Source organism: Lysinibacillus sp. FW301-JW8 (assembly GCF_058788755.1).
Genome location: NZ_JBYTBB010000111.1, coordinates 1 through 9,746 on the forward strand (window position 1 = coordinate 1; position 9,746 = coordinate 9,746).

General features: G+C 36.3%; 16 protein-coding genes. 11 read left to right on the forward strand and 5 right to left on the reverse strand.

Going from position 1 to position 9,746, the window contains the following annotated elements; genetic code table 11:
- The first annotated feature begins 530 nt into the window (after positions 1 to 530).
- Both AC3WOM_RS25795 and AC3WOM_RS25800 read left to right on the forward strand, forming a co-directional pair.
- Positions 531 to 1,085: a D-glycero-alpha-D-manno-heptose-1,7-bisphosphate 7-phosphatase gene (locus tag AC3WOM_RS25795; RefSeq protein ID WP_492448917.1), complete on the forward strand. Its 555-nt coding sequence runs from the start codon at positions 531 to 533 to the stop codon at positions 1,083 to 1,085.
- Positions 1,086 to 1,093: 8 nt separating this feature from the next.
- The gene (locus AC3WOM_RS25800) at positions 1,094 to 1,294 is read left to right on the forward strand and encodes a hypothetical protein (RefSeq protein ID WP_427544863.1); all 201 of its coding nucleotides are present in this window, start codon (positions 1,094 to 1,096) and stop codon (positions 1,292 to 1,294) included.
- A 151-nt stretch (positions 1,295 to 1,445) separates the two neighbouring features.
- Here AC3WOM_RS25800 and AC3WOM_RS25805 read toward each other — a convergent pair whose 3' ends face one another.
- Entirely contained in the window at positions 1,446 to 1,712 is a 267-nt protein-coding gene (locus tag AC3WOM_RS25805) for a DUF3055 domain-containing protein (RefSeq protein ID WP_427544861.1), read from the reverse strand.
- Positions 1,713 to 1,800: 88 nt separating this feature from the next.
- Here AC3WOM_RS25805 and AC3WOM_RS25810 point away from each other — a divergent pair, with 88 nt between their 5' ends.
- Together AC3WOM_RS25810 and AC3WOM_RS25815 are read left to right on the forward strand one after the other, a co-directional pair.
- Positions 1,801 to 2,253, forward strand: coding sequence for a DUF86 domain-containing protein (locus tag AC3WOM_RS25810; RefSeq protein ID WP_427544859.1), 453 nt, complete (start codon positions 1,801 to 1,803; stop codon positions 2,251 to 2,253).
- Positions 2,250 to 3,005 carry a TIGR01457 family HAD-type hydrolase gene (locus AC3WOM_RS25815; protein WP_427544857.1) on the forward strand — a complete coding sequence of 252 codons (756 nt, stop codon included), beginning with the start codon at positions 2,250 to 2,252 and terminating at the stop codon, positions 3,003 to 3,005. The genes AC3WOM_RS25810 and AC3WOM_RS25815 overlap by 4 nt, the downstream gene beginning before the upstream one ends.
- Before the next feature lie 82 nt (positions 3,006 to 3,087).
- Here the strand turns inward: AC3WOM_RS25815 and AC3WOM_RS25820 are convergent, their stop codons facing one another.
- Positions 3,088 to 3,324, reverse strand: a complete 237-nt coding sequence (locus AC3WOM_RS25820) for a YuzB family protein (RefSeq protein ID WP_492448918.1) — start codon at positions 3,322 to 3,324, stop codon at positions 3,088 to 3,090.
- Between the two features lie 333 nt (positions 3,325 to 3,657).
- Here AC3WOM_RS25820 and AC3WOM_RS25825 point away from each other — a divergent pair, with 333 nt between their 5' ends.
- On the forward strand, positions 3,658 to 4,725 hold the full coding sequence (locus AC3WOM_RS25825; RefSeq protein ID WP_427544853.1) for an NAD(P)/FAD-dependent oxidoreductase: 1,068 nt from the start codon (positions 3,658 to 3,660) through the stop codon (positions 4,723 to 4,725).
- A gap of 62 nt (positions 4,726 to 4,787) precedes the next feature.
- Here the strand turns inward: AC3WOM_RS25825 and AC3WOM_RS25830 are convergent, their stop codons facing one another.
- A complete protein-coding gene (locus tag AC3WOM_RS25830; protein WP_427544851.1) occupies positions 4,788 to 5,123 on the reverse strand; it encodes a YuzD family protein in 336 nt (111 codons plus the stop codon).
- An 83-nt stretch (positions 5,124 to 5,206) separates the two neighbouring features.
- Between AC3WOM_RS25830 and AC3WOM_RS25835 the strand changes: the two genes are divergently transcribed.
- On the forward strand, positions 5,207 to 5,443 hold the full coding sequence (locus AC3WOM_RS25835; protein WP_004228295.1) for a NifU family protein: 237 nt from the start codon (positions 5,207 to 5,209) through the stop codon (positions 5,441 to 5,443).
- Positions 5,444 to 5,492: 49 nt separating this feature from the next.
- Here AC3WOM_RS25835 and AC3WOM_RS25840 read toward each other — a convergent pair whose 3' ends face one another.
- A complete protein-coding gene (locus AC3WOM_RS25840; protein WP_492448919.1) occupies positions 5,493 to 6,185 on the reverse strand; it encodes a DUF2225 domain-containing protein in 693 nt (230 codons plus the stop codon).
- A gap of 185 nt (positions 6,186 to 6,370) precedes the next feature.
- Here AC3WOM_RS25840 and AC3WOM_RS25845 point away from each other — a divergent pair, with 185 nt between their 5' ends.
- The 4 genes from AC3WOM_RS25845 to AC3WOM_RS25860 all read left to right on the forward strand — a co-directional run bounded on the left by AC3WOM_RS25845 (position 6,371) and on the right by AC3WOM_RS25860 (position 8,117).
- Positions 6,371 to 6,745: a HesB/IscA family protein gene (locus AC3WOM_RS25845; RefSeq protein ID WP_427544848.1), complete on the forward strand. Its 375-nt coding sequence runs from the start codon at positions 6,371 to 6,373 to the stop codon at positions 6,743 to 6,745.
- Positions 6,746 to 6,914: 169 nt separating this feature from the next.
- Complete coding sequence (locus AC3WOM_RS25850) at positions 6,915 to 7,310, forward strand: Rha family transcriptional regulator (RefSeq protein ID WP_492448920.1); 396 nt, start codon at positions 6,915 to 6,917, stop codon at positions 7,308 to 7,310.
- A gap of 27 nt (positions 7,311 to 7,337) precedes the next feature.
- On the forward strand, positions 7,338 to 7,604 hold the full coding sequence (locus AC3WOM_RS25855) for an SH3 domain-containing protein (RefSeq protein ID WP_492448921.1): 267 nt from the start codon (positions 7,338 to 7,340) through the stop codon (positions 7,602 to 7,604).
- A 27-nt stretch (positions 7,605 to 7,631) separates the two neighbouring features.
- Positions 7,632 to 8,117, forward strand: coding sequence for a hypothetical protein (locus tag AC3WOM_RS25860; protein ID WP_492448922.1), 486 nt, complete (start codon positions 7,632 to 7,634; stop codon positions 8,115 to 8,117).
- A gap of 367 nt (positions 8,118 to 8,484) precedes the next feature.
- On the opposite strand, the gene AC3WOM_RS25865 is transcribed toward AC3WOM_RS25860, so the two are convergent.
- The gene (locus AC3WOM_RS25865) at positions 8,485 to 8,706 is read right to left on the reverse strand and encodes a hypothetical protein (RefSeq protein WP_492448923.1); all 222 of its coding nucleotides are present in this window, start codon (positions 8,704 to 8,706) and stop codon (positions 8,485 to 8,487) included.
- A gap of 621 nt (positions 8,707 to 9,327) precedes the next feature.
- On the opposite strand from AC3WOM_RS25865, the gene AC3WOM_RS25870 reads away from it, so the two are divergent.
- On the forward strand, positions 9,328 to 9,489 hold the full coding sequence (locus AC3WOM_RS25870) for a hypothetical protein (protein ID WP_427544896.1): 162 nt from the start codon (positions 9,328 to 9,330) through the stop codon (positions 9,487 to 9,489).
- Positions 9,490 to 9,746: the final 257 nt, after the last annotated feature.

Sequence of the window (9,746 nt, forward strand, 5' to 3'; positions counted from 1 at the left end):
GCCCCCAGGAAAGCACTCAGTCGGAACGGAAATCAACCCCTCGTTTTGAAAAAGGGCTATACTTTTTAATTTGTCACTTTGATTTCATTGACATAATAGTATTTCAACAACATGAAACCTGATGTCATTTGCATCAGGTTTTTTAAATTTGTAAAAGATGATTTTTTGGAATTTGGGGCACACTAATAAATGTATATTTAACTTCTTTCAGCAGAAGTCTCCCGCCTCTATAGGGGAATGCGAATTTAAGCTGCTTTTCAGAGGGTGTCCAAACACTTGCTGAAATAGAGGAACTCAGTCTAAGAACGCCACGTCCTGTGGCAACGACTGAGTGACCAACATCATGTTGGCCCAAAGCCTCTGGCGAATGTCACGGAATCGGAAAGGAGTTAATAAAGGATGTTAGCCTAAAATCATCGCATCCATGCGATAACGGCTAACTGACCTGCATCACGCAGGCCTAAGCACAAAGCCGATTCCGGACTCAATTATGCCGAGGCATAATTAATATTTAAAGGTGTGTTGCTAAGATGAAAAAAGCTGTATTTTTAGACCGTGATGGTGTAATCAATGAGGTGTTAACAAATCGTGTGAAGTTTGTGAATAAGCCTAAGGATTTATATTTTCTGCCGCGTGTGCCAGAAGCTATAAAAAAGTTAAATAAGTACTTTGACTATATATTTGTCGTGACCAATCAAGGCGGGGTTGGACTGGGGTATATGAAAGAGTCAAAGCTTCAAAAAATACATGAGCATATGATGAAGGAATTGAAAAAGGATGGTGCCATTATACACGAGGTAGCCTATTGTCCACATAAGCCAAAGTCGGGCTGTGACTGTCGCAAGCCCAATAGTAAACTAATCGTTGATCTTGGGGAAAAGTATAATATTGATTTATCTAAATCCTATATGGTGGGCGATACGGACACGGATATTATAGCAGGAAAACGTGCAGGGACTAAGGGTGTGTTTTTAGGGGAAAAGGATCCATTAGCAGATGCAATTTTTCCGGATTTAATAAGTGCTGCTAATTGGATGATTGAAGATGCAAAAGGAGTTACGTATAAATCATATAAAAAAGGATAATTTATTAAATGGAGGTGATGAACTTGACTAAAGAAAAGAATAATAAAAAAACAGTAGACCGTGAAGAATATGGGTATGGATTTGATATTAGTGTCGACGACTTAGGAGTTATCGGGCAAAATAAACAAGCCAAAAAGCAAAATGATAATGAAAATAAGGATAAACCGCGAAATAAAGATAATCCTTCTATTTTGAATAATGATGTATAGCTTAGGCTGATGTATCAATTAATTTTAAGAATGTTACAAAAAAATTTCGCTATTCTTCTGCAATACATGCTCAATGCTTATAGAAAGCGGAATTTTTTTGTAGTCAATTCTTAAATCACTCTCACAAAAAAACATCCTATTTTAAAGGGTACTAATTTAATAATTCACGTAAATATTCCCGTAATTCGACAGTATCTTCCTCTGAACGATTGTAAACATGCTCAAGGTAGCCAGGCTCTTCAATATCGTCTGGACCAATAATGGCGAAGCGTCCAAATTGAATATCCATGACAAGCACCTTACCAAAAAAACGACCCGATTGCAAAATAGCTAAATCATAACGAAGTTTTTTTCCTGCAAAACTGACAAAGCGTGTTTTCGTATCTTCTACATCATCATATAAAAAAAAACGTTCCATCTTTTAATCTCCTTCCAGTCCTATAGATATGGTACTATAGAAGAGAAAAGACTATCAACTTTTAAAGATTTGAATGGGGGCTTTCCTTGTGTATTTTGTAGATCGTAATAAAATCACAAAAAATTTACAGTACTTAGATGGACTATTAGCTATTATAGAGACAGAAGATAACTGGCTGCAAAATGATATTAAAAAATTAGCAATCGAGCGTATTGGTCACAACATAATGGAGTCGATGATGGATGTAGGGAACTTAATGATTGACGGCTTCATTATGCGTGATCCAGGAAGCTATGAGGATATTATTGATATTTTAATCGATGAAAAAGTTGTATCAACTGAAATGGAAGCTTCATTAAAAGCAGTTGTTGGCTTACGTAAAATGCTTGTTCGTGAGTTTATAGAGGTCGATAATCAGGAAGTAATCGATGTGTTAACAGCAAATCTACCTGCATTAAAGCAGTTCTCGCCAGCCGTGAATAGTTACTTAACAAATGAACTTGGCCCAGTATCTGCATTTTTGCCAGAGGATCATCAATGAAAAACTATAAGGCATACTGCTTTGATTTAGATGGCACAGTTTACCGTGGGAAAGAGGGTATCTCTTCTGCGATTTCTTTTATTCAAGGTTTGCAGCAAGTTGGTATTGAGCCATTCTATGTTACAAATAATTCATCTAAGACTAGAGAGCAGCTGCAGGAGGCTTTAATCGCCATTGGTGTAAATGCACCCCTTGAACATATTTACTCGAGTGCATTGGTGACAGCCAAATATATTGCGCGCAACTTCCCAGGTCAAAAAGTTGCCATGATGGGCTCTGATGGTATTCGTAAAGCGTTATTAAATGAAGGTATTGAGACTATTGAGGAAGAGCCAGAGGTGTTTGTTATGGGCATTGACCGCACCTTGGATTATATGGCACTTGCCAAGGCAACGATTGCTGTTCAAAATGGTGCAGTGTTTATTGCAACAAATCAGGATATAAAGTTTCCGACAGAATATGGATTTCTTCCTGGTAACGGGTCGTTTGCTCGTTTAGTAGGGGAGGTTGCTGATGTTGAACCAATTTATATTGGTAAGCCATCACCTGCTATGCTTGAAATGATTGCTGCTGAACACGGCTTTACAAAAGATGAGATGGTCATGATTGGCGATAATTATGATACAGATATTATGTGTGGTATTCGTTTTGGTTGTGATACTATTCATGTTAATACTGGTGTGACACCAACAAGTAGTGTGTTAGAGAAAGAACAGCAGCCAACATATGTTATGGAGGCTTTAATTGAATAAAATAAAAAAGGATGTTTATGTCGAAATCTTGGCATAACATCCTTTTCATATGTTCACATTTATTATAGACGTTCTTTATCGTCTACCATAAGGGATTTTCTTCTATAAATTTATAGATGGCTTTTGTTAAAGCTTCAGGAGAGTCAGCTTCCACTAATTCACCATTGACGATTGCATAATAGGATTCTGAGCATTTCGTACAGTAGCTGAGGCAGCCATATTCCAAAACGTCGATGTTTGGATCGCGCTCTAATATTTCATACGTTTTTTGAGAGCCATTTGCCAAATTACTCACACAAAATTCAACCATTGGATTCATACATGTCACCTCACCAAAGTAATGCTACTCGCTTTTAAAACATTCGTCAATGATTTAAGTTTACCTTAGGGTGAAAGTGGAATATGATAATAAAATTAATGTTTATTTTTAAATTTTCAAAAAAAAAATAATAGCACTGAAGATTCAGGCTATAACGTTAAGTTGAAAAGTGCAAATACCTCAAAAACCGTTCGAAAAAGGCAGGTAATCATTTATTTTGTGAAATCTTTCACAAAATTGCATTCTTATATTGTGAAACATCTCACAATCGGTTATACTCATTTGTGGATACTTTGTGAACAATTATTATAAGAGGTATAAAAGGAGACTATTATGGGAAAATTAGTACTTTTAGGTGGCGGCTACGGTAATATGCGTGTCATGCTTCGGTTATTACCAAACAATCTTCCATTAGACACGGAAATCGTGCTAGTAGACAGAGCCCCTTTCCATAGTTTAAAAACAGAATTTTATGCATTAGCAGCAGGGACTTCAACAGATAAAGAAATTCGTGTAAGCTTCCCGGAGCATGAACGTTTAACGGCTGTATATGGAGAAGTCGTTAATATTGATCGTGCAGAAAAAGTAGTCATTCTAGAGGATGGGCAACGTATAGAATATGATGATTTAGTCGTAGGCCTTGGCTGTGAAGATAAATATCACGGTGTACCAGGGGCAGTGGAGTACACATATAGCATTCAGACAATGGCGAAATCACGTGCAACCTTCCAAGCACTTTGTGGTTTACCAGCAGGCTCTACAGTTGGAATTGTAGGGGCTGGTTTAAGTGGGATTGAGCTTGCAAGTGAGCTTCGTGAAAGTCGTGCAGATTTAAAGATAAAATTATTTGACCGTGGTCCACGTATTATGAAGGACTTCCCAGAAAAATTGAGTAATTATGTGAAGGCATGGTTCGTGAAGCATGATGTAGATGTCATTGCCAATTCTAATATTACAAAGATTGAGCCTGGTAAAATTTTTAATCATGAGGACGAAATACCACTTGATGCAGTTGTCTGGACTGCTGGCGTACAGCCCGTGAAAATTGTGCGAGAGATGGATGTTGAAAAAGATAAGCAAGGGCGTCCGCTAGTAACTCAATATTTTAATATCCTTGATGATGAGCATGTATATGTTGTTGGGGATTGTGCTTCTTCCGATTTTTCACCTAGTGCTCAGTTAGCAGAGGAACAAGCAGAGCATATCGTGAAAGTGCTTCGTATGCGTTGGAAAGGTGAAAATTTACCAGAGAAGATGCCAGATATAAAATTAAAAGGCTTTATGGGATCACTTGGTAAAAAACAGGGCTTTGCTTATTTAGCTGACACTACTGTAACAGGACGTATAGCTCGCTTGATGAAATCAGGACTGTTATGGCTGTATAAATATCAAAACGATTAAACTAGACTGTTTAGCTCTATAAAAGAGGATTGCTTCAATTATTTGAAGCAATCCATTTCTTTTTATACGGTTTCATCTGGAGTAAAGCCCATTTTTTCAAGCACTGTAAAGACAGGCTTCAATTGCACATAACCTTCTCCAACTACTTCATCATTTATTAATACTAATGGATAGAAAAACTCATCTTCTTGTATGCGAGTAGCATAATCTTGATCCCGTTCATTCTCAATTGGACCTTCGATATCTACATAGCGAATATCATAAGCTTGGTTTGGATATTTTCGATTAATCGCTGCCTGCAGCCACTCATATGTATCCTTTGAAGAAGGCGCGTTTACACAGCTAGCGCAGATGACTGCCGTTCCATAAATTTCGATCATTGGTTTCATTTGTCCCATTGTATTTCCTCTCCCCGTGATACTATATTGGATTTTTTCTGTTGCTAACATTATAATCATTATAAGGAAAGGAGTCGAGATAAATGGCTGAAGCAACAATTAACGACCAAGTACAAGAGGTATTAGATAAATTACGCCCATTCTTACTACGTGACGGTGGAGACTGTGAATTAGTAGATGTAGAGGATGGCGTTGTAAAATTACGTTTACTAGGCGCATGTGGAAGTTGCCCAAGTTCAACGATTACGCTTAAAGCGGGTATCGAACGCGCATTATTAGAAGAAGTACCTGGCATCGTTGAAGTAGAGCAAGTGTTCTAAGCAACTTTAAAAGTTCTAGCTGACCATTCAAGCTAGAACTTTTTTCTTTTTAATGTTGGCGTGACTGCTCTTTTTCTGCTCGGATAATAGCCCATTGTTCTTTTGCCATATCAATAATTTTTGCTTCGCCACCAATGCTTTGCTTTTCAATAACCCTTGAAAAGAAGCGTGTAGCATTTTCAATATCATCAATGCGTCGAGATAGTTCAGCAATCATATACATAATGCGTACATCAGACATCTGGGTTGAGCTGTAATCCTCTGTTGAATAGGACTCCATATACTGATCCCGTGCCAATTTCATAAAGCGCTGCTCCTGACCACTATTGTTTAGGGAGCGATATAGCCATGCAAGACGTAAAGCGAGACCAGCTATGGCAACAAATTTTTCTTTTTTGATTGTGCCGCAGAGGAAGGCTAACTTATAAGCTTGAATTGCTTGAAATACAGTACGCTCTCCTTTGAAATCATGATGGACCCATTTTTCAGTTATTTGCGTGCGAATTTCATCTTGAATGCCAGGTGCAAAATATTTGGTAAAGTCTTCTGTAAAGGAAAAGCCACAGTGCTCACAAACAAAAACATTATAGTAAAGGGCATTGATCCCATCAGCATAAATAGGCTGAAAGTCTGTTTCTGTATGATCGACCTTAATGAATTTAGAGCGGACTTTTAATGTAGGAAATTCTTTTTTGCAATTAAGACATTGAATTTTTTTTTCGTAATAAGGTGAAATCTCCATATTTTTTACCTCTTTCATCGACATCGTTATAACTATTATACCAATGAGATTTCTATAAACATGAATAAAAAATACTATTTATGTGAAAAATATTAGAATTATTACTAAAAATGCTCTTAAAGCTGAATGTTTGTCATACAATGGTCAAAATTGATATGATGTTATATAAGAAGGAAGGTGATGGGATGACAAGTTTAAAGCAAGTAATTGAAATTACACAGGCAGCTGGTTTTCATATTCAAGAAATGATGGAGCATAACGAAGAGCAGGGTTCATTTTTGCGTGTAGCTGTGAATGGCGGAGGCTGTAGCGGTCTATCCTATGGGATGCATTTTGATAAAGAGAAAAAAGATGATGATATTGAAGATGAACAACATGGTTTAAGAATTCTTGTTTCCCGCGAAGATGCGCCGATTTTAATGGGAACAAAAATAGACTATAAACAATCGCTAATGGGCGGTGGCTTCACCATCGATAATCCAAATGCTATTGCATCATGCGGCTGCGGCACATCTTTCAGAGCAGCAAAACGGGAAGGTACGCCTGAGGTTTGTGATTAATTAGTAATTGTTAATTGTTGAAGTAGGATTGTAAATAACGGTTAGAATTGATGTGTACACAATCCTTAAAATGTGTAAAAACAATCCTAAAATGACTGATTTAGGGTTAAAGATACCGAGCCTTTTTGATTTGTATGTTGCAAAAACATAACGAATTAAGGAGGCTTTTTTGTATGGTTTTGAAGAAGAAAAAACGAATTTTGGACTCTCTAATTTCTTTATTGAACACACTTATAAAACCAACCAAAATAAAGAATTACCTTGTTATCTACTCACTAGAAAAGGTTGCGATATGGTAGCAAACAAAATGACAGGTGCTAAAGGTGTTCTATTCACAGCAACCTATGTCACTAGATTTGAGGAAATGGAGAATCAATTGAAATCACAAGTTACAATAGCTTCATATATGATTGATGACGCTATTAAACGTACTGAACAATGGATTGCTGAACAAAATGAAAAAGTAATGCTTGAGGAAAAGGTTCAAGAACAAGTTGCTGTGATTGAGCATAAGGAAGATGTGATTAAGGGAGAGCGCAGCAAAGCTGATTCATTTCAACTTTGAGTCAGCTTAAGAAATAATCATAGCAAGTTGATAGGACCTACTAAGGATAGTCCTTTTATGGGTACTTTACGTGAAGGCGAAATTGTTACCATTACGGGTCCTTTTAAATATGATGAAGTATCAACGAAGAAAAACCATTTTGTTTGGTATCCTGTGAAAAGAAATGACGGGACAAAGGGGTATGTAGCATCAAGTTATTTAAACTACTCAGCTTCAACACCAACACCAACACCTACAACTCCAGTTGCCACTACACAGGACTACTCAGCTTACACTAAAAAGTTTGCAGACTAAAGCACTACAGCTTGGTGGAGAGATGATATGATTTGGGCAATCGACCGAGGTTTAATTAGTGGTTACAGTAACGTATGGAACGCAAAAACAAAGAAATACGAAACACAGTTACAACCGAACACACAATTAACAGAAGCTCACTTCTTAACAATCTTCTTCCGCTACGTACAGAAAGATGAATTAGCAAGTGTGAAAAACACATCGTCTTGGAACAAAAGTGGTTTATATAACATGGCAAGTAAATACAAAATGCCAGTATTAGCTACAGAAGCATCTACAACTTCTAAAGGTTTAGCGGATAAAGGTATTAGACGTGGTAAACTAGCCCAACTGATGGCATCATACTACTACGGGCAAACGGTAAGTGAAAACGAAGCTAATCAATTTTTCATGGATAATGGGATTACTACAGCTACATCAATTGATGCCTATAACCCCGACAAAATTTTAATTCGCTCTCAAATCTCAGCGTTTATTCAAAGATATGAATCATTCGTATCTAACCAAAAATAATTGAACTTAAAAAACGGTTGCGTTCATAGCAATCGTTTTTTTGTATTTTACTGCTCTTGCAATTCAAAAAGTATTTAGTTGAATTAGCTTACAGCAATAATCGTAGTAAGCTGACAGAGTTATTTAACGAGCTTGTGAGCATTGATAGTGGAGCTGAGGAATCATAGACACAGGCTACCTAATCGTTGCTAGAGGAACATTAATGGGACTACAGCAGAGATAGAGGAAGCATAACAAAAGGACTTGTATATGTAGTATTCAATCATAAACACAAGTCCCATTCTTATTGAACTAAAGACCATGTTAGTTTAAGTACATTTATTCACAAACTTAATGCTAAAAAAAGCTTAGGCGTACCTAAGTGTAACTACCACTTATTATTATTATTATAATTTTTTCTATAAACGTAGTCTTCATTATTAATTTTTAACCAATTACTAATAAAATTAATACCCACTATAAAAATTCCAAATAAAACAAACGCCATAGTGTAATGACCTAAGAAGAATAAAACAAAAGCCGCAACCAATATTAATAGCATTAAAACTATTATCGTGACCTGTAATTTCCCTTTCTTTTTATCATTCATATATTCAATCTCCTATCAAATCGCCAATATTTTTCTGTTTAACTGAATAATCAGTTTTCTGCTCTGTTTGATTGTAACATATTTACAAATATTAGTGTAGAGAAGTGTAAGCTTATAAATAAAGTTATGATGAGATTGCGGTAGCGCATCATTTAGCTGATGTGGATTATTAAGTCCCATAGAACTTGGTTACATGGATTGCTCTCAGGTTAGTTTTCTGATGTGCAAAGTTTGACCCTATTGCTATAGGATATTTGAATATATACGCTAAATGCGCTTTCTTCCGTATTGAAAATCAATATGGAAAGAAGCGCTTTTTTTCTGACAACCGTTCTATTAAACGACTTAGAGCAAGAGTAGGGAAGCGAGAAAATGAATTAATGATGTCCGTACATAATCAGTCTACTCACGATTGGAATTATTTGCGATCAACGATTGGATTTATACCTAAATCAATTGACATTAAGACTACGTTTTGGCAGCAATTTCATTTTAAATGTCAGTAATCCGTAATGATGGTGATATACAGGTTATGAAGCATGTTAGTTGGATATGTTATAATCAAGTTTATGAAGAAATATATACTAACGGTGCAGTAAGGTTAAATGGGATGGGGTGCAGATGATGGATAATCAATATTTCGTAGGTTGGGGTACATTGGCGTTAATAAATGCTGCACTTGCACAAGGGAAGAATAGAACGGGATTAAATTGGTTTTTACTTTCTCTTGTATTAGGTCCTTTGGCAACACTAATTTTGTTATTTGTTGAAAAGAGACAGTAATACTACATATTCAAAATAATTGATATATGATTTGACACTAGCATTGCATAAATATTAACCGAAATTTCAGTTTTATTTTTTTCTACTATTAGAAGAAAAACAAAGACACGTAAGCAGAGGTAGTGAACATCCATTTTTTTACTATAACCTTTAACGAGGACAATAGAGATGAGAAATTCTTTATGGTACGCATTTTCCTTTGATTTTTCGAAGCCAAATGTGGGCAGATTTCCACCACGATACCTTCAAGAAACGAC

What these genes read in the sequence shown, in the direction of transcription:
- AC3WOM_RS25795 (WP_492448917.1), top strand. Translation starts at nt 531, where the DNA reads ATGAAAAAAGCTGTATTTTTAGACCGTGATGGTGTAATCAATGAGGTG.
- AC3WOM_RS25800 (WP_427544863.1), top strand. Translation starts at nt 1,094, where the DNA reads ATGGAGGTGATGAACTTGACTAAAGAAAAGAATAATAAAAAAACAGTA.
- AC3WOM_RS25805 (WP_427544861.1), bottom strand. Translation starts at nt 1,712, where the DNA reads ATGGAACGTTTTTTTTTATATGATGATGTAGAAGATACGAAAACACGC.
- AC3WOM_RS25815 (WP_427544857.1), top strand. Translation starts at nt 2,250, where the DNA reads ATGAAAAACTATAAGGCATACTGCTTTGATTTAGATGGCACAGTTTAC.
- AC3WOM_RS25820 (WP_492448918.1), bottom strand. Translation starts at nt 3,324, where the DNA reads ATGAATCCAATGGTTGAATTTTGTGTGAGTAATTTGGCAAATGGCTCT.
- AC3WOM_RS25825 (WP_427544853.1), top strand. Translation starts at nt 3,658, where the DNA reads ATGGGAAAATTAGTACTTTTAGGTGGCGGCTACGGTAATATGCGTGTC.
- AC3WOM_RS25830 (WP_427544851.1), bottom strand. Translation starts at nt 5,123, where the DNA reads ATGGGACAAATGAAACCAATGATCGAAATTTATGGAACGGCAGTCATC.
- AC3WOM_RS25835 (WP_004228295.1), top strand. Translation starts at nt 5,207, where the DNA reads ATGGCTGAAGCAACAATTAACGACCAAGTACAAGAGGTATTAGATAAA.
- AC3WOM_RS25840 (WP_492448919.1), bottom strand. Translation starts at nt 6,185, where the DNA reads ATGGAGATTTCACCTTATTACGAAAAAAAAATTCAATGTCTTAATTGC.
- AC3WOM_RS25845 (WP_427544848.1), top strand. Translation starts at nt 6,371, where the DNA reads ATGACAAGTTTAAAGCAAGTAATTGAAATTACACAGGCAGCTGGTTTT.
- AC3WOM_RS25860 (WP_492448922.1), top strand. Translation starts at nt 7,632, where the DNA reads ATGATTTGGGCAATCGACCGAGGTTTAATTAGTGGTTACAGTAACGTA.
- AC3WOM_RS25865 (WP_492448923.1), bottom strand. Translation starts at nt 8,706, where the DNA reads ATGAATGATAAAAAGAAAGGGAAATTACAGGTCACGATAATAGTTTTA.
- AC3WOM_RS25870 (WP_427544896.1), top strand. Translation starts at nt 9,328, where the DNA reads ATGATGGATAATCAATATTTCGTAGGTTGGGGTACATTGGCGTTAATA.